Here is a 22,940-nt window from a genome sequence, read left to right as displayed (position 1 = left end):
GGCCTCGGCCAGCACCGCGAGGGCGGCCAGCAGGGCCAGCCCGACGGCCTGTTGAAGGATCGGTGCGGCGGTGAGCCGCAGCCCGGTGGGGGTGTTGGCGCCGACGAGTGGGGCGAGGTCGACGGCGGGGCCGAGCAGCAGGACGCCGCACACCGCCGTGAGTGCCCCGCCGAGGGCGGCGACCAGGGACTGCGGCAGTGCTTCGGTGAGGATCAGCGCCAGCCCCTGCCGGGGCCGCAGGCCCATGGTGCGCAGCCGGGCCAGGGTCGCGGCCCGTTCGGGTCCGGCGCGGAACAGCGTGAGCAGGACGGAGAGCACCGCGAACAGGGCGGTGGCAGCGACTGCGACCCAGAACATCCGCTCGGCCGAGGCCTGCAGCGGGTCGTCGCCGAGTGCGGCGGCCTCGCCGGTCACGGTCCGCACCACATGGCCCGGTCTGATGTCGGTGGCGGGCGGCCCGAGGTACTGCAGGGCCAGCGTGCGCAGTTGGGCGTCGTCGAGGTGACCGGTGGCCATCCACTTCTTCGCGGCGCCGAATCGCGGCAGCAGGTCGGTGGCCGGGCCGAGCGGCAGCAGCACGGTGGTGCCGGCCGTCCCGTTCAGGGCGGGGGTGCCGTCAGCGACGGCGACGGGGTGGACCGGGACCGCCTCGCCGCCTCCCAGCCGGAGGTTGAAGGTGCCGTTCGGCAGGTCGCTGCTGAACAGGGCGGGCATCGAGTTGTCCGGTTGGGCGGTGAAGACCGCCGGGTCGAACCGGCCCCGCCCGGCGGCCTCGGCGAGCTTCGCGTACTTGACCGGGTCGGCCAGCAGCACGTTGACCCGGGCCGAATAGCCGTTGCCGAACGACAGGGTCACGTCGTCCACGGTCCAGACCGGCAGCGAGACGTCCACGCCGGGCAGCCGGTCGGCGGCGGAGAGGAAGGCGTCCGGCAGCGCGCTGCCCAACGGGGCGTCGACCTGGGCGTCGCCGCCGATGTTGTACCGGGCGGCCGTGGTGCGTTTGGCGGCCACCGAGCTCAGCACGGTGGCGCCGATCGCGCCGCAGGTCACCGCCAGCACCAGGGCGAGCAGCGGCAGCACCGAGGGACGCGAGCGCGGGCCGCCGCTGCCGCGGGCGGCGCGGGCCAGGCCGAGGAAGCCGATGGCGCCGGGCCACCGCCCGGACCAGCGGGCCAGCAGCCCGATCACGACGGGCTGGATCCGGGCCAGCAGCAGCGCGCCGGTCAGCGCCAGCAGCAGCGGCGCGGCCACCAGCAGCAGGTCCACCCCTCCGTCGGCCGGGGCCACCCCGCGCCGGACGACCTGGGTGACGGCGGCCGCGGTGGTGGCCAGCACGGCGAGTTCGGCCATCAGGCGGCGGCGTCCGGAGAAGCCGCTGCCGGCCTTGTCGCGGAGCAGCAGCGCCGCCCGGACCGGGAAGGCCAGCAGGGCGAGCAGGGTCACCGAGCCGGCCGCGACGGCGGCGGGCAGCCAGCGCGGCCCGGGCAGCAGGGTGAAGGCGAGCAGCGCGCCGAGCGCGGCGGCCGGCAGCACGGTCAACGCGCTTTCGCCGAGCAGTCGTTGGAAGATCCCGCGGACTCCGGCACCGCGGGCCAGCAGCAGTCGCAGCTCGGCCGTGCGCCGTTCGGTGCTCAGTGCCGCGGCGAGGCAGAGCACCACGGCGGCGACCCCGGCGGCACCGGCGGGGCCGACCTCGGCGAGCGAGTCGATGGCGCGCTGCCGCTTCAGGGCGCGGTCGATCATGGTGCGCAGCTGGGAGGTGATCCGGACGTTCTCCCGCGCGAGGGCGTTGGTCATCTTGATGGAGACCGGCCCTGCGGTGACCGCGGCGAGGTCGTAGGAGGTCTGCTGGAGCCGGTCGGCCCGCAGCGCGTCCCCCCGCACCGGCAGCCGCCAGTAGTCCTCGGCCCCGTGGCCCCAGGTGGCCACCAGCGGCGCGGCCTCGGGGCCGGTCAGCGCGACGGCGTACCAGTACGGGAACGGGGGTTCCCCCGGGCCGCTGCCGGGGGTGAGGTTCAGGCACGCCTTGAGCGCGCAGCCGATCTCGGCCCAGAACGGGTCCGACGGGTCGTCGACGGTGTACAGGCCGACCACCCGGACCTGCTGGGGCGGTGGCGGGCCGGTGCGGTCCATCACCGACTTGCCGCCGTCGTACACCGAGCCGAGCCGGAGTCCGAGGGTCTTGGCGGTGGCCTCCGACACGGCGATGGGGATCGGCTCGCTCTCCGTGGCGGCGCCCGGCCACTGACCGGAGGTCAGCTTCAGGTGCTCGCGTGCCCCGTGCTGGTACTGCACGGCGATCTCGGGCGGGACGCTGTCGGGGCGGGTCAGCGGGGGCTCGCCCGGCGCGTCGGCCAGCGAACGCGGCTGGGTGCCCCGGCGCCCGTAGACCGGGCCGCTCGGGTCGAGCGGGAGCACCGGGCCGACGGATTGGGCGAGTCGGCCCGCGGCGACGTCGAGCACTTGCGCCGGGTCGATCGCCCGGGAAACGGGGGCGGCGACCTGCACGCCGGTGGCGGCCGGACCGGCCGTGCGCAGGTAGCTGCGCAGCGCGCTGTCCGCGCCGCGGTCCTTGGCCAGGGGCAGCGCGGCGGACAGGAAGACCACGGTGAACGCCAGGGCGGCGGTGAGCAGGGCTGCCAGGGGCGCGGTGCGCAGCCGGGTGCGGACCCAGGGGGCCGGGGTGCTCATTTGTCCTCCACGAACCGGAGCCGGGCGCCCACGTCCCGGCGGCGACCGCCGACCAGGAAGGCGGACAGCAGGGGCAGGGCGGCGGTCCCGGCCGCCAAGGCCAGCGTCTGGCCGAGCGGCAGCCCGACCAGGACTTCGGGCATTGGGGGGCGGGCCGCGGGGGTGAGGACCACCAGCGGCACCACCAGGTGGGCCAGCGCGGCTCCGAGCAGCAGCCCGACGCCGGTGCCGATGCCGACCAGCACGACCTGTTCGGCGGTGGCGGTGCGCCGCAGCAGCCGTCGGGGCGTGCCGAGGGCGAGCAGTACGGCCGATTCTCCGGCCCGTTCGCTCGCCGAGGCGGCCGCGGCGGCGGCGAAGCCGATGGTGGCGAGGACGGCGGCGGCCACCGCCAGTGCGGCCAGCGCGCTCTGCGGGGCGGCGCTCAGCGGGTCGCCGGAATGGGCGGCGGCGTCCTCCTCGCGGAGGGTCAGCTGCTGGGCGGTCGGTCCGGCGCGCAGGGCGGCGGCGGCCTCGGCGGGGGTGCGGTCGCCGGGGCCGGCGGCGGGCAGCCACCACTCGGTGACGGGCGGGACCTGGGCGCCCCGCTCGGTCAGCCAGCGGTGGGTGCCGGCCAGGTCGAGCAGCAGGCCGGTGTCGCCGTACACGGGCAGCGCCTCGACCTGGTCGGTGATCCGCACCGGCATGCTGGTGCTGCCGAGCTGGACCTTGATCAGGTCGCCGACCTTGGCGCCGGAGTCCGTCAGGTACGTGCGGGTGGCCAGGGCCTTGACCTCCGGGCCGGTCCCGGTGTTGCCAGGGGGGAGCACCAGGGCGCGAATGGCGTCGTGCCGGACCGAGCTGCCGGATGCGTTCGAGGTGTAGGAGACGGTCGGCAGCCGGTTCCCGGCGGGGTCGTCGGTCACCCGGGCCGCGGAGCCGTCCGCGGCGCTCCAGGAGCCGGGGGGCGCCGGGACGGGCGTGGCCGGTCCGGCTGCGGTGTCGGAGACGGCCAGTTGTCGGATCGTCAGTTCGTTGGTGGTGAAGCCCGTGCTGGAGCCGTACGTCAGCTCGAAGCCGGTCAGGGTCAGCGGCGCGGCGATCGAGCCGAGCGGGGCGGCGGTCTGCGGGCCGAGGTCGACCGAGACGGTGGCCTCGCCCTGGTTCGGGAGCTGCGGCATCAGGATGCGGTAGGCCGCGCCGAAGCCGTCCCGCAGGTTCAGCCAGACGAAGGGCGCCGCCGGCTGCGGCATCCACTCGGGGAGCGGGAGGCCGACGCCGATCCGGACCGCCACGGTCAGGTCGATCCGGGCCGGCTTTCCGGGCAGCTTCATACCGGTCGGCTGCGGTTCGGCCAGCGGCGCGAACAGCTCGGTGGCGGGCCAGCCGCCGAACAGGTCGGGCCGGACGCGCAGTTCGGTGGCGGCGCGGGCGGTGTCGGTGAGCAGCACCCGGCCCCGCTTGTCGCCCGGGAGCCACTGGTCGAACTCGGCGACCGGCAGCAGCCGGTCGCCGCCGGGCAGCGCCGAATACCGGCCGCCCTGGCCGAGCGCGGGCAGCCCGGAGGCCTGGATCCGCAGGCCGCCCGCCGAGGCGAAGTCGGCCTGGTCGCGCTGCGAGTCGCGCCAGGCGGCGTGCTGACCGAGCGCCAGCACACCGGTGGCGACGGCCAGCACCAGCAGCAGCACCGGGCCGTTCGCCCGGCCGGGGCGGCGGGCCAGCTGCCAGCCGGCGAGCGCCGGGCCGAGCGCGCGGCCGCGGGCGGCCAGGCGGGCCCCGAGCCGGGCCGCGAACGGCAGCACCCGCAGCACCAGCAGCGTTCCCGCGCACAGTGCCAGGGTGGGTGCCGCGACCAGCACCGGGTCGATGCCCAGCTGCCCGGCGGCGTCCGCCGAGAGGCCGCCGGTGCGGGCGGCCAGCTGCTGGTAGGTGATCACGGCCAGCGCGAGCAGGGTCAGGTCGGCGCCGGAGCGGGCCACGGTGCTGACCACGGCCTGCCGGCGCGACACCACCCGGTCGGCGTCGCGCCGCAGCACGGCGGGCAGGGCGGTGAGCGCGACACAGGCCAGCGCGCAGGCCGCGGCCACCGGCCACCGGACGGTGGTGTCGGTGTGCTCCAGCGGCATCCCGGCCAGCGGGCCCCACGCGGTCAGCAGCCACAGCACCGGTCCGGTCAGCAGCGGGGCGAGTACCGCGGCGGGCAGGGCGAGCAGCAGCGCCTCGACGGCCGTCCAGGCGGCGAGTTGCCGCCGGGTCGCGCCGCGTGAGGTGAGCAGGGCGTTCTCCGGGCGCTGCCGTTCCGCCACCAGGTGCACCACCAGCAGCAGCGCGGCCGCGGCCAGCACCGCCAGTTGCAGCGCCCCGATCAGCAGGCTGGAACGGGCGACCAGCGTCGCCGAGTGCAACTCGCCGAGCAGGGCCGGCAGTTCGGTCTGCGGTTGGAGCCCGGCGCTGTAGTGCCTGACCAGGTCGGGCAGCTTGTCGGCGCGGGCCCGGACCTGGTCGACGCGCTCCGGGTCGGCGGCGGAGAAGTCGGCGGTCAGCAGCAGGCTTCGTCTGCCCTGCGGCAGCAGGCCGGAGGTGAAGAGGCCGTCGTCCACCGCCATCGGCCCGTACGTGGTGAAGCCCTTGACCTGGATCTCGCGGCCGCCGAGCGGGTCGAGCCGCCAGTACGGTGCCTCCCGGTCGGCGACCTGGTAGGCGCCGGTGACCTCGACGGTGAGCGGGCGGCCGCCGTACCGGTCGGACAGCGTGACCTTGGCGGGCAGCGCGCCGTCGGTCAGGCCCAGCCGGCTCAGGGCGCTCTCCGGCACGGCGGCCTGGACCGTCCCCGCGGTGTCGGGGCCCGCGGGGGCGCCCTTGGCGGTCGGCCACTGGCCGGCCGCCAGCTTCAGCCGGCCGCGGTCCAGCGAGGCCAGCACCGTCAGGTCCGGGTCCTGGGCGTTCGACAGTCCGGGCAGCCCGTACGCGCGGCTGAGCGCGAGCGACTGCGTGGCGACCGGCAGCCCGTTGAACAGCTGGGTGCCGAGCGCGGCGGCCTTCGCGTCGTCCGCCACCCGGGCGTCCACCGCGTCGTCGGCACTCAGCACCACACCGACCCGGTTGCCGCCGTCGAGATTCCGGCGCAGGCCGGCCTCGGCGGCGGTGCGGTTGAAGGCCACCAGGGCGGTCAGCACGGTGGTGGTGATCAGCACCGTGAACAGCACGGCGGCAGCCAGCGGCAGCCGCCCGCGCAGTCGGCGCAGCACAAAGCCAAACATTGTTCCCCGTACCCCCGTTCCGGTCAGCGTGTACCGGATGGCGGACGACTCTGTCAGATGGGATCGGGCAGTGGAAGGGGCTTGCGCGAACCGTTGTCAGAGTGAGCAGAATCGAGGACATCCGCGCCCAACTGCCAATGAGGCGAGGTGAGATGACGGAACCGCCAGCTCCGGAAAGCCGCCCTCCGAGACCGGACCGGCCGTGCTGGAGCTGCCGCGCGCGGCGGGTGCGGCCGCCTGATCCCGCTCCGGTGCCGACGTCCAACGGGCAGGCGCCCCGGACGCCGTCGCGGGCGGCCTCTGCGCACCGGTGCGCGGTCACATTCGGCGGATCATCGGACTGCACCGGCACGGGCGGTTACGCTCCCGCCATGCCGATCACGTACAAGTCCGACGAGCGCACCGACGCCGACCTCGCCCGCCGGGCCGCCGAGGCCGGCGCCGAGGCGGTTCGCGCCCAGTCCTGGGCCACCGCCGAACGGCACCACAAGGGCGGCGGCGACTTCGCCACCGCCGCCGACCTGGCCGCCGAGGGCGCCATCCTCGACCTGCTGCGCGCCGCCCGCCCCGGCGACGCGTTCACCGGCGAGGAGAGCGGCCGCACCGGCGCGGCGGACGCCGACCGGCGCTGGCTGATCGACCCGCTCTGCGGCACGCTCAACTACGCCGTCGGCACCCACCTGGTGGCCGTCAACGTCGCCCTGCGCGCCGACGGCCGGACGGTTGCCGCCGCCACCGCCGACCCCTACACCGGCGAGACCTACTGGACCGACGGCGAGCGGGCCTACGTCCGCCACGACGGCCAGGACACCCCGCTCGTCCCGTCCGCCGAGTCCCACCTGGTCGACCTCAACCTCGACCCGCCGTACCCGAACGCCGCCGAGTTCCGCGCCGCGCACCTGCTCACCGACCCCGACTTCGAAGCCGCGTTCCGCCCCCGGGTGGTCTCCAGCACGCTGGCCGTCGCCTGGGTCGCCGCCGGCCGGCGCGCCGCGTACATCACCGACGGACACCTCGCCGACAGCGTGCACTTCGCCGCCGGCCTCGCGCTGTGCGAAGCGGCCGGCTGCACCGTCACCGACCTGCGCGGCAAGCCCCTGCACAGCGGCGACGGCGGCCTGCTGGTCGCCGCCGACCCGGACACCCACGCCCGCCTGCTCGACCTGATCGACCGCCAGTACCGCCAGTACCGCCAGTACCGCCAGGACCACCAGCACCGCCGCGCGACCCCGTAAGCCCGCCACGCGCCCTGCCCGCGCCCCTCCCCGCCCCGGCAGTCTTGGCCGGCGACACACACGCGTACCACCAGCACCGATGCACCGCACCGCGCCGTCACTCCCGCCCGCCGAGCCCGCCCCGGAGGCCCGCATGGTGTTCCACAGCGACTACCCGACCGTCGCCCCGCTCGACCGGCCCATCCACGACGCCGTCCTCGGCGACTGCGCCACCGGCGAGCACGCCGAACTGCCCGCCCTGGTCGACGCGCTGACCGGACGGACCGTCAGCTACCGCGAGTTGGACGCGGGCAGCCGCCGGATCGCCGCCGGGCTCGCCGCCGCGGGCGTCGGCAAGGGCGAGGTGGTGGCGCTGTTCAGCCCGAACACCGTGGCTTACCCGCTGGCGTTCTACGGCACCACCCGCACCGGCGCCACCGTCACCCCCGTCAGCTCGCTCGCCACCGCTGCCGAACTCGCCGACCAGCTGCGCGACTCCGGGGCCCGCTGGATCATCACCATCGCCGCGTTCCTGCCGGTCGCCCAGGAGGCCGCCGCCACCCACCCCGTCGCCGAGATCTTCGTCTGCGACGGGGCGGACGGCCACCGCTCGCTCGCCGACCTCGCCGCCGCCGACGCCCCCGAACCAGCACCCGAACTCGACCCGGCCACCGACCTCGCCGTGCTCCCGTACTCCAGCGGCACCACCGGCCTGCCCAAGGGCGTGATGCTCACCCACCGCTCGGTCTCCACCAACCTCGCCCAGACCGACGCGCTGCTGCGCACCGCCCCCGGCGAACGCATCCTCGCCGTCCTGCCGTTCTTCCACATCTACGGCCTCACCGCGCTGCTCAACCGGCCCCTGCGGGCCCGCTCCACCATCGTCGTGCTGCCCCGCTTCGACCTGGAGCAGTTCCTGACCGCCATCCAGGACCACCGCATCGAAGGGGTGTACGTGGCCCCGCCGATCGCCCTCGCACTGGCCAAGCACCCGCTGGTGGACCGCTTCGACCTGTCCTCCGTCCGCTACGTGCTCAGCGCCGCCGCCCCGCTGGACGCCGAACTCGCCGCCGCCTGCGCCCGCCGCCTCGGCCTGCCGCACCTGCTCCAGGGCTACGGCATGACCGAACTCTCCCCGGTCACCCACGTCGTCCCGCCGCACGACCCCAACCCGCCGGCCGGCACCGTCGGCCGCCTCGTCCCCGGCACCGAACTGCGGGTGCTGTCCTGCGACGAGCCGCGCCGCGACCTCGGCCCCGGCGAGGACGGCGAACTGCTGTTCCGCGGCCCGCAGGTGATGAAGGGCTACTTCGGCCGGGACTCCGACACCGCCGCCACCGTCGACGCCGACGGCTGGCTGCACACCGGCGACGTCGGCCACGTCGACAGCGGCGGCTACCTGTACGTGGTCGACCGCGTGAAGGAGCTCATCAAGTACAAGGGCTACCAGGTCGCCCCCGCCGAACTGGAGGCCCTGCTGCTCACCCACCCCGCGATCGCCGACGCCGCGGTGATCGGCGTCACCGACGCCGAGGGCACCGAATGCCCCAAGGCGTACGTGGTGCCCGCGTTCGGCTGCGAACTCGCCGAGCAGGAGGTCATCGAGTACGTGGCCCGCCGGGTCGCCCCGTACAAGAAGGTGCGTGAGGTGGAGTTCCTGGACGCCGTCCCGAAGTCCGCCAGCGGCAAGATCCTCCGCCGCGAACTGCGGGACCGTGCCGCAGGCAAGTGACGATCTGCCAGGATCGGGATGCGCACACCCGCCCAGCCGAGCAGGAGCCGCCGATGACGACCAGCACCCCCGCCGCGCGCGCCCCCCAGCAGGACCGCAGCCGCGCCACCCGCCGCCGGCTGCTGGAGGCGGCGGTGGAGTGCCTGGCCGAGGTCGGCTGGAACGGCTCCACCGTCGCGGCGGTCGCCGAGCGGGCCGGCGTCACCCGCGGCGCCGCCCAGCACCACTTCCGCACCCGCGAGGACCTGTTCACCGCCGCCGTCGAACACGTCGCCGCCGAGCGGCTGGCCGCCGTCCTGTCGCACGTCCAGGAGCTGCCGCCGCCCGGGCCGGCGCGCACCGAGGCGGTGGTGGAGATGATCGTCCGGCTCTACACCGGCCCGCTGTTCCGGGCCGCCCTGCACCTATGGGTGGCCGCCGCCACCGAACAGCCGCTGCGCGAACGGATCCTCAGCCTGGAGAACCACGTCGGCCGCGAGGCGCACCGGGCCGCCGTCGAATGCCTGGGCGCCGACGAGAGCGCCACCGGCGTCCGGGAGACCGTCCAGGCGACGCTGGACCTCGCCCGCGGCCTCGGCCTGGCGAACCTGCTCACCGACGACGGCCCGCGCCGGGCCGGCATCGTCCGCCAGTGGTCCCGCCTGCTGGACGCCGCACTCGCCGGCTGAGCGCCCCGTCATGCCCCTGACCGGCGGCGACCACCGGCAGATCACCGTCTTCCCCTTGCCTCGAAAGGCCAGGATCGAGGAGACTCTCACCTTCGGTCACGTCGCCCGCACGATCACCAGTCGCAGGCGTGCGGCAGGCCATGCAGTCTGGTGGAAGCCGGAACTACCGGCAGAACCGGGGAAGGTACCGGGCAGGTGGCCAACTGAGCACGCACGGATTCGAACAGACGCCTGGCCGGGACGCGGCGGGCGACGCTTCCGCGCGCCTGGCCGGGCACCGCCTGGTCCCACTGGCCACCGCGCTGGTCCAGGACGACGGCCGCATCCTGCACTGGAGCGAGGAGGCCGAGGCCCTCACCGGCTGGTCCGCCCACGAGGCCCTCGGCGCGCACCCCGCCCGGCTGCTGCTCGCCGACGACGGGATCGACACCGGCGAGAAGGTGTTCCGCAAACTGCTGGCCGGCCACGGCTGGACCGGCACCCACTCGGTCCGCCGCCGGGACGGCTCCACCGTCGAGCTGGAGTTCCACACCTACCCGATCGCCGGCCCCGACGGCCGCACCCTGCTGCTGGCCACCGCCTCCGACGTGCACGCCCTGCACGAGGTGGAGTCCGACCTGGCGGTCTTCGACGGTTTCTTCAACCAGTCGCCGATCGGCCTCGCCGTCTACGACACCGACCTGCGCTTCGTCCGCCTCAACGAGGCACTCGCCCGGATCAACGGCCTCACCATCGAGCAGCACCTCGGCCGGCGGATCACCACCGTACTGCCCGGCATCAACGCCGCCGAGGTCGAAGCCGTGATGCGGCAGGTGCTGGCCACCGGAAAGCCCGTCATAGACGCCCGCTCGCACGGCCGCGTCCCCGCCGACCCGCGCCACGACCGGGCCTGGTCGGCGTCCTACTTCCGGCTGGAGGACTCCACCGGCCGGGTGCTCGGCGTGTCCTCCTCGATCATCGACGTCACCGAGCGCTTCCGGGCCGAGGCCCGCGCCGCCCGCGCCCAGGAACGCCTCGCGCTGATCGCCTCCGCCAGCGCCCGCATCGGCACCACCCTCGACCTGAAGCGCACCGCCGAAGAACTGGTCGAGGCGGTCATCCCGCGATTCGCCGACTTCGCCACCGTCGACCTGCTCGAACCGGTGGTGCGCGGCGAGGAACCCGCCCCGATCCAGCCCGGCAAGGCCGTCCAGGTCCGCGCGCTGGCCGTCGGCGAGGCCTACGGCACCAGCCTGACGGGCGCCGCCGACCAGGTCGGCGGCACCACCGAGTACGGCGCCGAGCGCACCTACACCCAGTGCATGCGCAGCGGCCGCCCGCTGTTCAAACCGCACGTCGACGAAGAGGTGCTGCGCGGCATCGTGCCCAGCGAGGACCGGGTCGCCCCCGGCATGGCCGCCGGCATCCACTCCTACCTGCTGGTGCCGCTGATCGCCCGCGGCATGGTGCTCGGCGGCGCCGAGTTCATCCGCACCCGCAACCCCGAACCGTTCAGCGCCGCCGACGTCTCGCTCGCCGAGGAACTCGTCGCCCGTACCGCCCTCGCCATCGACAACGCCCGCCTCTACCGGCGCGAACGCGAAACCGCCCTCACCCTGCAACGCAGCCTGCTGCCGCAGGAGATCCACCGCACCCTCGGCCTGGAGATCGCCCACCGCTACCTGCCCTCCAGCGTGGTCAGCGAGGTCGGCGGCGACTGGTTCGACGTGGTCCCGCTGTCCTGCGGACGGGTCGCCCTGGTGGTCGGCGACGTGATGGGCCACGGCATCCGGGCCGCCGCCACCATGGGCCAGCTGCGCACCGTCGCCCGCACCCTGGCCACCCTCGACCTGTCGCCCGAACAGGTCCTCGGCCGGCTCGACGAGACCGCCTCCGCGATCGGCGACGGCCAGTTCGCCACCTGCGTGTGCGCCGTCTACGACCCCGTCGACCGCAGCGTGGTGATCGCCTCCGCCGGCCACCTCCCGCCGGTACGGGTCGACCCCGACGGCAGCGCCCACGTGATGCACCTGCCGCCCGGCGTCCCGCTCGGCATCGGCGGCGGCGCGTTCGAATCCACCGAGTTCACCCTGCCGCCCGGATCGACCTTCGCGCTCTACACCGACGGCCTGGTCGAACGCCGCGGCCGCGACATCGACGAGGGCATCGACCTGCTCGCCCGCACCCTCGCCGCCCCCGGCCGCACCCTGGAGGAGAGCTGCGACGCGGCCCTCGCCGCGCTGGTCACCGACGGCACCGAGGACGACATCGCGATGATCATGGCCCGGGCGCTGCCCGTGCCCGCCGACAAGATCGCCACCCTGATCCTCCCCACCGAGGGCCCGCTGCCCGCCCGCGCCCGCCGATTCACCCGCGCCACCCTGGACAGCTGGGGCCTGTCCACCCTCACCGACTACGCCGAACTCGTGGTCAGCGAACTCGTCACCAACGCCCTGCTGCACGCCGCCGCCCCCCGCCGGCTGCGCCTGTTCCGCGACCGCACCCTCACCCTGGAGGTCTCCGACGCCGGCGGCCAGCCGCCCCGGCTGCGCAGCTCCGCCGAGGAGGACGAGGGCGGCCGCGGCATCCACCTGGTCAGCGAACTCGCCCACCGCTGGGGCACCCGCCCCACCAAGAACGGCAAGGTGGTCTGGGCGGAGATCGAACTGCCCTACCGCCCCGGCTGACATCCGCCGCGCAGACACGCCGGGACAACACCCGCCTGGCGGCCACGACTCGCCCGCACGGCGGGGCTGACGGACAGTCGGAGAAATCCCTCCGTCCGGAAGGCCCCGCCGTGCAGCTCCGCCTCCCCACCGCCCTCACCGCCCTGGCCCTGGCCCTGGTGCCCGTCGCCCTCGCGCCCGCCGCCCTCGCCGACCAGGACCCCGACGCCGACGCCGCGACCGTCATCGGGATCACCGGGGTCAGCATCGACCCGAAGATCCCCAGCCGGGTCCGCGTCGAACTCACCTACACCTGCGCCCCCTCCGACGGCCCGCGCTCCCTCAACACCTCCGTCGAACAGACCGACCCCGAGGACCCCGCCAGCATCGCCTTCGGCTCCACCCGCACCTCACCCACCCAGGTGCTGTGCGACGGCACCGAACACATCCAGACCGTGGTCGTGCAGTCCAAGACCAGCAACTGGCTGACCGGCGTCGACGCCGTCGTCATCACCACCCTCACCGACCTCGGCGCCGAGCCGGCCGCCTTCGCCGACGCCCAGCAGCTGCTCCTCGACCTGCCGTCCGACGCCTGACCTGCCGCCCGACGCCCGACCCGGCGTCCGCCGACCGGTCGTCCACCCCGGCGCGCCGCCCGCCCGCCACCGTCCGCGCCGCCCAGACTGGACGCCGCCCGGACCGGGCGCCGGACGGAAGGACACACGTATGGCCCAGCCCACGACAGTCGGCGGCGCGACCACCGGAGTACGCCGCTGGCGGGCCCTCGCGGTGTGCCTGACCGCCGGATTCATGACCCTGCTCGACGTGTCGATCGTCAACGTCGCGCTGCCGTCCGTACGCACCGGCCTGCACATGTCGGAAGCCGGACTCCAGTGGGTGCTCTCCGGCTACTCGCTGGCGTTCGGCCTGGTCCTGGTCCCCGCAGGCCGGCTCGGCGACGCGATCGGCCGCCGCCCGGTCTTCCTCACCGGACTCGCGGCGTTCACCGCCACCAGCGCACTGGCCGGCGCCGCCCAGAACGAGGACTGGCTGGTCATCGCCCGCCTGCTGCAAGGCATGTCCGGCGGCCTGCTGGTACCGCAGGTCTCCGGCTTCATCCAGCAGCTGTTCCGCGGCGGCGAACGCGCCCGCGCGTTCGGCCTGCTCGGCACCACCATCGGCTTCTCCACCGCCGTCGGCCCGATGCTCGGCGGCCTGCTGATCGCCGCCTTCGGCACCGAGGAGGGCTGGCGCTGGGTGTTCTACGTCAACCTCCCGATCGGCCTGGCCCTCCTCCCGTTCGCCGGCCGCCTGCTGCCCGCCCCCACCCCCGACACCTGCGCCCGCCGCGACTTCGACCCCGTCGGCGTGCTGCTGCTCGGCACCGGCACCGTCCTGCTGCTGCTCCCGCTGGTCCAGGCCCAGTGGCACGACCCCCGCAAGTGGCTGCTGCTGGCCGCCTCGGTGCTGGTGCTCGCCGCGTTCGCCGGATGGGAACACCGGTACGCCCGCAGCCGCGAACCACTGGTCCACCCCGCGCTGTTCCGCACCCGCTCGTTCACCTCCGGCTCGCTGGTGTCACTGCTGTACTTCGCCGGATTCACCGCCGTGTTCTTCGTCTTCACGCTCTACCTGCAGGCCGGCCGCGGCTACAGCGCGCTCTACGCGGGCCTCGCCATCACCCCGTTCGCCCTGGCCTCCGCGGTCGCCTCCACCATCGGCGGCCGGATCGTGGTCCGCTACGGCCGACGGCTGATCGCCGTCGGCCTGGCCACCGTCGCCGTCGGCCTGGCGTTCGCCGCACTCGCCGTCCACCTCTTCAACGGCCCGTTCGTCGGCTGGGCCACCGCCCTGCCACTGCTGGTGGCCGGCCTCGGCAGCGGACTGGTGGTCTCCCCGAACCAGGCCCTCACCCTCAACGAGGTACCCGTCGCCCGGGCCGGCAGCGCCGGCGGCGTCCTGCAGACCGCCCAGCGGATCGGCTCCGCGGCCGGCATCGCCACCGTCGGCGCGACGTTTTTCGGGCACCTGCACACGCCGGCCGACTATCCGGGGGCGTTCCAGCTCAGCCTCGCCGTGGTGATCGCGTTCGTGCTGCTGGCGCTCATTGCTGCGCTGCGCCCATAAAGGGGGTGCGAATAAAGGGGGTGCGAAACCAGGGAGAGCACAACCAGGGGCGCGGGGAACTGCGCGAAGCGGAAGGCACCCGTCAGCAAGATCGCAATGCAGGACAATGACTTGCACTTGATCGCGACCTTGCGGACGGGCTTTGCGCTTGTCGCGCGCCAATTTCGCTTACCGTCGCGGACCCGCCGCAGCGTACAGCGTGGTGCCAACCACCAGCAGCGCCGACGCCGTCACGGTGGCCGCCGTGGTCCCGGCCGGCTGGATCAGCCACATGCCCACCCGGCCCGGGACGCCGCCCAGTGGCGGAACCAGCATCGTGAACGCCAGCCAGCCGGTCGGCAGCGCCCACGCGTACGTGGTGCCCCAGCAGGCCGCGCCGAGTGCGGCCAGGCCCGCCAGGCCCGCACTGTCGCGGACCACCACCGAGACGGAGGCCAGCTCCGGTCCGACGGCCTGCACGGCCAGCACGGCCGCGCCGGCGGCGGCGCCGATCAGCAGGACATGCGCGGCCCGGCGCGGCGCCCAGCGGATCGCGGCGGTGCGGTCGAGCACCGCGTCCTGCCCGCCGAGGCCGACGACGGCGGCCAGCACGTTGGCGGTCAGCACGAGCGCGGTGGTGCCCCGGTCCTCCGCGCCCGCCGGGGCGGCGTCCACCAGCGCCCACACGCTCAGCGCCACGGCCGCGACGACGGCCGCCGAGAGCGGCACCTGACGTGAACGGGCGTACAGCACCAGCCAGTTCATCGGGCCTCCGATCCGGCCAGGACGTTCAGGCGGCGGTCCGTCGAGCAGGACAGCGCGTCGTCGTGCAGCGCGGCGATCCGGGCGCGCTGTTCGGCCGGGGGAGCGGCGGCGAACGCCGTCCAGGCGGCCCGGGCGTTCTCCCAGGCCTGCTGGTCGTACGAGCTGTCGCCCGGGGTCTCCACCGGCACCAGCGCGCTCTCGCCGAGCGCCCAGCTCGCGGCGACGCTCTGCGCGGCGGCGTCGTCGACCAGTCCGCCCTCCCGGTCGGTGCGGGCGTAGCAGGTCGGGACGAGGCCCTGCGCGACCAGGGCGCGGGTGAGGTCCCGGCCGCTCGCGTGGCCGAACTCCCGCTCGTCGAAGTCGACCAGGATCGTCCCGGCGTCGATCCGTCGCGGGTCACCGAGGGCGCGCGGCTCGGCGTCCTCGCGGATCGCCCGCGGCGCCCCGTCGCCCAGGAGGTCGTGCAGGATTCGCAGCGCCTCGGCGCCGCGCTCCGACAGCTCCGGCAGCCGGTGCCGGTCGGCCGTCGTCACGCACACCGGACCGTCGCAGACGGGCCGGGCCGCCGCCGCGTCCACCACGTACGTGTGACGGGCGTCGCCGGGCAGCACCGCCAGCGCCAGCGCCGCGCCCACCAGCACCGGGGTGAGGGCCAGCAGCCGGTTCCGGCGGGTCGCGGCGACCAGCAGGGCGAGACCGGTCGCGGCCAGGCCCAGCAGCCACAGCGTCTGGCCGAGGTGGACGGAGCCGGACAGGGTGAGCAGCGCCTCACGCGGATCGACCGTCACCGGGGAGAACAGGGCGAGCCGGTTCGGCGCGACGGTGGCGCCGGGCACCGCGCCGTCGCCGGTGAACCGCAGCGTGCCCACCGTCACCAGCGAGAGCACCACCAGCGCGGGCGGGGTCAGCACCGACGGCACGGTCTTCGCCACGCCCATGCCGAACACCGCTCCCGCCGCCAGGGCGAGCGCCGCCACCAGCGAGATCGGCACCCAGCCCAGCGTCCGGTACCCGGAGTCGCCGAGCGCCACCTGCACCGCGCCCGCCGTCACCACCACGCCGTACCCGGCCACCAGGACCCCGGCCATCGCCCCGGCGGGCAGCGCGGCGCGCCGCCAGGCCGGCTTCGGCACCGTGCCGAACAGCTCCGCCGTCCCCGAGCGGGCGTCGCGCAGGCCGTACAGCGCGCCGACGCCCACCGTCAGCGGCCACCAGAAACCCAGCAGCCAGCGCGTCCACATCGCCATCGGCGTCCACTGCGCCGTCCAGCCGGCCGTGCCGTGCCACCAGATGCCGTCGATCAGGAACAGGACGGCCAGCGAGCCGCCGAGCACCAGCAGCCCGGCCCACGGGGCGGCCGAGCGACGCAGCTCGGTCCGCAGCACACGTACGTTCACCAGATACCCCCGGGCTGCTCGGTGCGGCGGAGCAGCGCCGAGTAGCCGCGCTCCAGCGGGCTGTCGCCCGGGTGTTCGGGCCCGCCGGCGGCGGCCAGGTCGTCCGGGGTGCCCTGGAAGACCAGGCGGCCGTCCGCGAACAGCACCACGTCGGAGCAGGCGGCGGCGACGTCCTCGACCAGATGGGTGGAGACCACCACGCAGGTGTCCCGGCCGAGTTCCTGCAGCAGCTCGCGGAACCGCAGCCGCTGCGCCGGGTCCAGCCCGGCGGTCGGCTCGTCCAGCAGCAGCAGGTCGGGATCATTGACGATGGCCTGCGCGATGCCGGCCCGCCGCACCATGCCGCCGGACAGCGTTTTCATCCGGTGGTCGGCGCGGTCCGCGAGGCCGACCCGCTCCACCGCCCGCTGGACGGCGCCCGGGATCTCGGCCTTCGGAACCTCCTTCAGCCAGGCCATGTACTCGACGAACTCCCGCACGGTGAATCGCCGGTAGTACCCGAAGTCCTGCGGCAGGTACCCGATCCGGCGGCGCAGCGCCCGAAGGTCGGCGTGGCCGGCGGCGGTGCCGAGCAGTTCCAGCTCGCCACCGGCCGGGCGCAGCACGGTGGCCAGCGCCCGGATCAGGGTGGTCTTACCGGCCCCGTTCGGGCCGAGCAGGCCGTGGGCGCCGGTGCCCAGGGCGAGGTCGAGGCCATTGACGGCCATTTTCTTGCGTCCGGCCCGGACGAGCAGGCCCTCGGCCCGGATCTCCCAGGCATGGGTTTTGGGCGCGACGGAGGCCGCGCTGACGGCGCGTGGCATGGAGGTGGTTCCTTCCGGAAGGGGGGTGGGTCAGGTGCGGGGGTGGAGCCGGCGGCCGGTGGCCCGGACGGCGCTCAGGTACGAGGTGCGGAGTACGCGCGGCGACGGGCGAGCACCGTGGCGGCGCCGAGGACGAGCAGCAGCGCCCAGCCGGGCAGCTGCTCGGGCCGTAGCACGAACGGCAGGCGGCCGGTGGCCCAGACGGGTGCCGCGACGGCCGCGGCCCAGACGGCGACCAGCGCGGCGGCGGCCCGGCCGACGCCGACGACGCTGCCGAGAGCGAGCGCGGTGCTGGTGAAGGCCAGCGAGGGCAGCAGCCACTGCGCGGCCGTCATCGCCCCGGTCAGCCCGCCTGCCGCCAGCAGTACCGGCAGCACCACGGCCAGTGCGGCGACGGTGCGCCGCAGCAGCAGCGGGAGGCCGGAACGCGGGGTGGCGGCGGTCAGTTCGTGCGCCGGGTCGAGGCCGGGCGCCCAGGCGGCGGCGGCCGCGCACAGCGGCAGCACGGGCGCCACCAGCAGCAGCGGCGACACCTGGCCGAACATGCCCGGCGGCCCCGCGGAGTCCAGCGTCAGTGCCAGCAGCGCCACCGCGACGGCGGTCAGCAGCCAGGGCGAAGCGGCCGGTGCGGCCCAGGCCGGCAGCCATCGGGTCCGGCGCCGCACGGGCACCGGGCGGGCCGCGTCCAGCTGCGGCCGCAGCGCGGCGTGCACGGAGCCGACGAGCGCCGCGACGCCGGGCGCCGCGTCGGGCACGGCCGCCGCCAGCAGCCCCCGGCAGGGCGCGCAGCCCTCCAGGTGCGCCTCCAGGGCCCAGACGGTGTCCGCGGGCAGCCCGTCGCCACCTCGCGCATACGCGTCGATCAGCCCCGCCGATGCGTGGTCCGCGCTCATGCCAGTTCCTTCCGCATCGCGATCCGGGCCCGGCGGGCACGGGTCTTGACCGTGCCTTCGGGCAGTCTGAGCAGGACGGCCGCCTCCCGGACGGAGAGCCCGTCGAGGACGGTGGCCTGCAGCACCGCGCGCAGCTCGGGGGCCAGGCGCCGCAGCGCGTCCCCCACGTCGCCGCCGACCGACGCGGCCAGCGCCTCGTCCTCGGCGGCCGGTGCGATGGCCGTCCCGGCCGCGGCGGCCGGCGGCTCGGCGTGGTGCGCGCGGCGGCGGAAGGCGTCGACCAGGCGGCGGGCCGCGATGGTCCACAACCAGCCGACGGCGCTCCCGCCCACCGCGCTGCCGGCGAAAGCGCCCGCCGCGCGCCACACCGCGAGATAGGTCTCCTGCATCACCTCGGCGACGATCTGCTCGTCCGCACAGCGACGGCGCAACCGCACCGCCAGCCAAGGCGCGGTGCGCCGGTACAGCTCGTCGAACGCCGCCCGGTCGCTCCTGGCGACCAGCCGGAGCAGACGTTCCTCGTCCAGCTCGTCCAGTGCTCTCCTGCGTGCTCTCACACCTGCCAGACGCGAGCACCCGCGGCCGGGTTCTCGATGTGGCGTGATCCGTGTCACACGTTGGCGGCAGGGCGTGGCAGGGGGCGGGACAACATCGACCGGCCCCGGACCGGCCTCCACGGCGGCCCGACGGCCACTCGGACCAACCGGCCGGCCCCGGCCCGCAACGGGCACACCCAGCCGGAAACGGGTCCCAGGTTTGGGCGGCAGCGGCCCGGGCCGGGAACACGGGCGCAAGTGAAGCCGGTCAGCCCCGGCGTCAGATCAGCTCGACCAAGAGACGGGCGCCGAGCTCGGCGAATCCGAGCCCGTGCGCGACCTTCCTCGCCGCCGCACTCCGTGTCTGCCACCGCGGGAGCATGCCCTGCGCCACCCGGTCGGCCACTCGAGACAGACGGCCGCAGCAACGACCTGGCCATCTACTCGGAGGTCACGCACCAGCACGTTCGACCGGCCATCGTCGGACATTTCGGTTCCGGTTCCCGCTCATCGCCCAAGGCGTCCGCCGCCCTCCCGGCCCGCACGGCACCTGTCATGAACTGTCGCCCATGACACAGGAAGTGACGATGCGACAGATGTGACTCAGCCCGGTCCTCGCACCGCGAACTTCCCCAAAACGAAGCCGGTCGCTCGTAAGGGAATGGGTAGACAACCTTCATGGAGATTCTGATCTGGGCCGGCATCATCTGGGCTGCCGTCAAGGTCATCAGCTGGCTCTCGAACCAGGACGACGCCAACAGGCGATCGCGGTACAACGGCGGCGGCGGAGACAGCGGCGGCGGCGGAGACAGCGGCGGCGGAGACGGCAGCGGCGGAGGTGGCTGCGGAGGCGGCGGCGGTTGTGGCGGGGGAGGTGGAGGTGGCTGCGGAGGGGGTTGCGGCGGCGGAGGCTAAGTGCCCAGCCGTACCGACGTCTCGTCGGGACCGGAGCGGTCGGCACGAACCTGCTGCCGAGGTAGTTCTTTGGCCATCCAGGACGGAGAAGCGGCGTGCTTTCAGGACGGTTCTCACGACGGCTCGACCGTGTGCAGTCGGCGGTCGACGCGCTTGAACTTCCCCCTGCCGTCTACAGGACCTGTCCCTTCCGGCCGCGGGAGCTGGTCGAGACCGGGCTGCGACAGTGGCTACGGTGCTGCGGAGCGGCCCTGCTGGACGAGCAGATCATCGGCATGCCCTCGTTCGCTGTGGACGAGGCGTGGCACGGGTTGATTCTGTGCACCGCGCGCTACGCGGCCTTCTGTCAGGCAGGCTACGGGCAGTTCCTGCATCACCATCCCCAGGGCGGTGAGCTCCCCGGGGATGCGAGACGCGCGGGATCGATGCGGGAACAGCTGCACCGGACGGCCGTGGCATGGTCGTTCGTTGCCCGGCCGGACGAGGAGTGCGTCCTCTGGGACCTCGACGTGCGAGTGGGCGTGCCCGAGCCGTGGAGCACGGGCAGGCCCGCTCCCGTTCCCGGCGATTCGGCGCCACGTTGAATCCCCGGCGTAGCTCACAGCAGGTGAACCGGCCTGCCGACTGGAGCGTGACCGTCGAGGTGCCGCTCGAGTCGGCGGTGACGGTACGACCGCTCGCGGGGCAGCGCAGCCGGCGGCACCGGCCGGACCCGTTCAATGTCGGCCAGTACCACCGAAGCGAGCTGCTCCTGGTCATCGCCGGCGGTTTCGCGGAGTCCGCCAGGAGATCCCCGCCGTCCGGGCGCCGCGGGGTGAGGGTGAAGGTCGGACAGGTGGTGTGCCACGGGCGAACACCTGCCCCACGTTCGTGTGTGTGACCGACGATGTTCGGGCAAGCCTCCCTGGAGACCGATCGCTTTGAGTCACCGGCGATGTCGGATGTGTGACACGCCAGGGCTGTCGGGCACGCTGGGAGCCAGTCAGTTCGCAGGCACACAGCCAGGAGTGAGACGTGTTCAGCAAAGTACGAACCGCCAGGATCACCGCCGCCGTTGTCGCCACCGCCCTCGCCGTGAGCCTGGGTGTCGTGGCAGCGCCGTCCGCCTCGGCGGCCGACAACTGCTGGCCCGGTGAGAGCAACCGGTGGTACTGCTACAACGTGCCCGGCTCTCCGGTCTACGGCACGGTCGGCAACAACCACCTCTACCCGGACCCCTCCACCGTCGTCGGCTACATGAACTCCAACCCCAGCTGGTTCTACTGCAAGGAGGACGGCCAGGCCTGGGTCGGCGGGCCGCACCCGAACCGCTGGCTGATGACCGTCGCCGACAACGGCCAACTCGGCTTCATGAAGGACACCGACATCACCAGCGAAACCGATCCCGTTCGGGACTGCTGACCACGAGGCGGCGCCGCACCAGTATCCCGGGCAGGCAAGCGGCGGGTACCTTGACCAGCCGTCGGCGCCTGCCCCGATGGACCCGGGCTGGGGCGGGGCGGAGAACTGCGCGAAGCGGAAGGCACCCGTCAGCAAGATCGCGATGCGGAACAGTGACCTGCACTCGATCGCGACCTTGCGGACGGGCTTTGCGCTTGTCGCGCAGTTCCGCCCCCTCGGCTTCGCCTGGGGGTACCCCCAGCGCCCCTGATTTCGCGCCCTGTCAGGCCAGGCCGGCCACCCCCCGCACGCCGACCAGCAGTGCCGCGGCCGGGTCGCCCACGGCTCCGGTCGCGCGCCAGCCGACGAACCCGTCCGGACGGACGAGCGCGGCGCCGCCCGGGTGCAGCCCGTACGCCTCGGGCCAGGTGGTGGGGGAGACCGGGCCGGTGGGGCGGGCGCCGGAGGGGAGGTCGGCGGGGGGCTCGGGACGCAGGTCGCCGCCCTCGCCGATCAGGAGGCAGCGCACCGGGACCCCGGTCTGCTCGGCCACCTTGCGGGCGGCCTCCGGCCATGCCGCGCCGCCCTCGGCGGGGGCCAGCAGGAGCGGTCCGCCGCCGAACAGGTCGAGGGTGGACAGGCGCTTGCCGGCGGCGTCGCGCAGCCATACGTGCGGGGCGCGGGTGCCGGGTTCGCCGGTGGCGGCGAATCGCTCGGGGACGACGCCCGCCGTGGCGTCCGCGCCGACCAGCGCGCCTTCCGGGTAGCGGTAGCCGAGCGCCACGGCCAGGACGTTGGTGCGCGGCCCGCCGGTGGGGGCGGCGTCGAATCCGGGGTGCTGGTGCTCGACGGAGCGGGCTGCGGCCCGGGCCGCGGTCTGTACGGCGACCGGGCGGCGTTCGCTCTCGTAGGAGTCGAGGAGTCGGGGCCCGCCCCAGCCGGCCAGTACGGCGGCGAGCTTCCAGGCCAGGTTGTGGGCGTCCTGGATGCCGGTGTTGGAGCCGAACGCGCCGGTCGGCGGCATCTCGTGGGCGGCGTCCCCGACCAGGAACACCCGTCCGGCGCCGTACCGGTCGGCGACCCGTTCGGCGGCGTGCCACGGGGCCCGGCCGGTGATTTCCACCTCGAGGTCGGGGACCCCGGCGGCGGCCCGGATGTGCGCGATGCAGCGGGCGTCGGTGAAGTCCTCGACGGCCTCGCCGCGTTCGGGGTGCCACGGCAGGTGGAACACCCACTTCTCGCGGTTGTCGACCGGCAGCAGCGCGCCCGCGCCCGCGGGGTCGGTCAGGTAGCAGGCGATGAACAGCCGGTCGCCCACCACGTCCGCCAGCCGCTTGGCCCGGAAGGTGACGCTGACGTTGTGGAACAGGTCGCCACGCCCGGACTGTCCGATGCCGAGGCGTTCCCGGACGGGGCTGCGCGGCCCGTCCGCGGCGATCAGATAGTCGGCCCGCACCTCGCGTTCCTCGCCGGTGGCCCGGTCCAGCAGCCGCCCCGTCACCCCGTCGGCGTCCTGCTCGAAGGAGACCAGTTCGGTGTTGAACCGCACGTCGCCGCGTTCGGCGGCGTGCCGCTGAAGGACCGGCTCCAGGTCGTTCTGGCTGCACAGGCACCACGAGGACGGGCTGAATCTGGCCAGGCCCCCGCCCGGGTCGATCTCCCGGAACAGCCACTCCTGCTCGCCGCCGGACAGCGTCTCGGCCTGCAGGATGCCGTGGTTGTCGGCCAGCACCGACGCGGCCGCCCGGATGTCGTCCTCCACCCCGGCGGTGCGGAACAGCTCCATGGTCCGCAGGTTGTTGCCGCGCCCGCGCGGATGCCGGGAGGTCTCCGCGTGCCGTTCCACCAGCAGGTGCGGCACGCCGAGCCGGCCAAGGAAGAGGGACGCCGACAGCCCCACCAGGGAACCGCCCGCGACCAGGACCGGCACCCGGTCCGCCATCTGTGTGTTCATCA

16 protein-coding genes are annotated in these 22,940 nt (G+C 74.5%); 8 read left to right on the top strand and 8 right to left on the bottom strand.

The window, feature by feature from the left end:
- Nucleotides 1–2,691, bottom strand: a 2,691-nt coding sequence (locus tag ACFYST_RS23315) for a hypothetical protein (protein WP_387865117.1), incomplete at its 3' end; no start/stop codon positions are given.
- Complete coding sequence (locus ACFYST_RS23310; protein WP_387865116.1) at nucleotides 2,688–5,930, bottom strand: FtsX-like permease family protein; 3,243 nt, start codon at nucleotides 5,928–5,930, stop codon at nucleotides 2,688–2,690. The genes ACFYST_RS23310 and ACFYST_RS23315, both read right to left, overlap by 4 nt.
- A gap of 371 nt (nucleotides 5,931–6,301) precedes the next feature.
- On the opposite strand from ACFYST_RS23310, the gene ACFYST_RS23305 reads away from it, so the two are divergent.
- The 6 genes from ACFYST_RS23305 to ACFYST_RS23280 all read left to right on the top strand — a co-directional run bounded on the left by ACFYST_RS23305 (nucleotide 6,302) and on the right by ACFYST_RS23280 (nucleotide 14,316).
- The gene (locus ACFYST_RS23305) at nucleotides 6,302–7,165 is read left to right on the top strand and encodes an inositol monophosphatase family protein (protein ID WP_387865113.1); all 864 of its coding nucleotides are present in this window, start codon (nucleotides 6,302–6,304) and stop codon (nucleotides 7,163–7,165) included.
- A gap of 79 nt (nucleotides 7,166–7,244) precedes the next feature.
- Nucleotides 7,245–8,876, top strand: coding sequence for an AMP-binding protein (locus ACFYST_RS23300; protein ID WP_387865111.1), 1,632 nt, complete (start codon nucleotides 7,245–7,247; stop codon nucleotides 8,874–8,876).
- A gap of 53 nt (nucleotides 8,877–8,929) precedes the next feature.
- Nucleotides 8,930–9,544 carry a TetR/AcrR family transcriptional regulator gene (locus tag ACFYST_RS23295; RefSeq protein ID WP_387641269.1) on the top strand — a complete coding sequence of 205 codons (615 nt, stop codon included), beginning with the start codon at nucleotides 8,930–8,932 and terminating at the stop codon, nucleotides 9,542–9,544.
- Between the two features lie 140 nt (nucleotides 9,545–9,684).
- Nucleotides 9,685–12,210, top strand: a complete 2,526-nt coding sequence (locus ACFYST_RS23290; protein ID WP_387641272.1) for a SpoIIE family protein phosphatase — start codon at nucleotides 9,685–9,687, stop codon at nucleotides 12,208–12,210.
- Between the two features lie 110 nt (nucleotides 12,211–12,320).
- Entirely contained in the window at nucleotides 12,321–12,785 is a 465-nt protein-coding gene (locus tag ACFYST_RS23285) for a hypothetical protein (RefSeq protein ID WP_387865109.1), read from the top strand.
- 130 nt (nucleotides 12,786–12,915) lie between these two features.
- A complete protein-coding gene (locus ACFYST_RS23280; protein ID WP_387865107.1) occupies nucleotides 12,916–14,316 on the top strand; it encodes an MFS transporter in 1,401 nt (466 codons plus the stop codon).
- A 168-nt stretch (nucleotides 14,317–14,484) separates the two neighbouring features.
- On the opposite strand, the gene ACFYST_RS23275 is transcribed toward ACFYST_RS23280, so the two are convergent.
- The 5 genes from ACFYST_RS23275 to ACFYST_RS23255 form a co-directional block, all read right to left on the bottom strand.
- Nucleotides 14,485–15,060, bottom strand: coding sequence for a hypothetical protein (locus ACFYST_RS23275; protein WP_387865106.1), 576 nt, complete (start codon nucleotides 15,058–15,060; stop codon nucleotides 14,485–14,487).
- Nucleotides 15,057–16,457: a hypothetical protein gene (locus ACFYST_RS23270; protein ID WP_387865104.1), complete on the bottom strand. Its 1,401-nt coding sequence runs from the start codon at nucleotides 16,455–16,457 to the stop codon at nucleotides 15,057–15,059. Before ACFYST_RS23270 ends, ACFYST_RS23275 begins: the two co-directional genes overlap by 4 nt.
- Nucleotides 16,454–17,260, bottom strand: coding sequence for an ABC transporter ATP-binding protein (locus ACFYST_RS23265; RefSeq protein ID WP_387641284.1), 807 nt, complete (start codon nucleotides 17,258–17,260; stop codon nucleotides 16,454–16,456). Before ACFYST_RS23265 ends, ACFYST_RS23270 begins: the two co-directional genes overlap by 4 nt.
- Before the next feature lie 74 nt (nucleotides 17,261–17,334).
- Nucleotides 17,335–18,153, bottom strand: a complete 819-nt coding sequence (locus ACFYST_RS23260) for a zf-HC2 domain-containing protein (protein ID WP_387865101.1) — start codon at nucleotides 18,151–18,153, stop codon at nucleotides 17,335–17,337.
- Nucleotides 18,150–18,710: an RNA polymerase sigma factor gene (locus ACFYST_RS23255; RefSeq protein WP_387641289.1), complete on the bottom strand. Its 561-nt coding sequence runs from the start codon at nucleotides 18,708–18,710 to the stop codon at nucleotides 18,150–18,152. Before ACFYST_RS23255 ends, ACFYST_RS23260 begins: the two co-directional genes overlap by 4 nt.
- Before the next feature lie 989 nt (nucleotides 18,711–19,699).
- Between ACFYST_RS23255 and ACFYST_RS23250 the strand changes: the two genes are divergently transcribed.
- Together ACFYST_RS23250 and ACFYST_RS23245 are read left to right on the top strand one after the other, a co-directional pair.
- The gene (locus tag ACFYST_RS23250; RefSeq protein WP_387641292.1) at nucleotides 19,700–20,188 is read left to right on the top strand and encodes a hypothetical protein; all 489 of its coding nucleotides are present in this window, start codon (nucleotides 19,700–19,702) and stop codon (nucleotides 20,186–20,188) included.
- A 430-nt stretch (nucleotides 20,189–20,618) separates the two neighbouring features.
- Nucleotides 20,619–21,005, top strand: a complete 387-nt coding sequence (locus ACFYST_RS23245) for a hypothetical protein (RefSeq protein ID WP_387865099.1) — start codon at nucleotides 20,619–20,621, stop codon at nucleotides 21,003–21,005.
- Nucleotides 21,006–21,267: 262 nt separating this feature from the next.
- Here the strand turns inward: ACFYST_RS23245 and ACFYST_RS23240 are convergent, their stop codons facing one another.
- Nucleotides 21,268–22,938, bottom strand: a complete 1,671-nt coding sequence (locus tag ACFYST_RS23240; RefSeq protein WP_387865096.1) for an FAD-dependent oxidoreductase — start codon at nucleotides 22,936–22,938, stop codon at nucleotides 21,268–21,270.
- Nucleotides 22,939–22,940 lie beyond the last annotated feature (2 nt).

Origin of the sequence: Kitasatospora sp. NPDC004614 (assembly GCF_042873675.1) — a bacterium.
Lineage (GTDB): Bacteria > Actinomycetota > Actinomycetes > Streptomycetales > Streptomycetaceae > Kitasatospora.
Note: the sequence above shows the minus strand (reverse complement) of the source record. Positions and strands in the feature narration are given on the sequence as shown.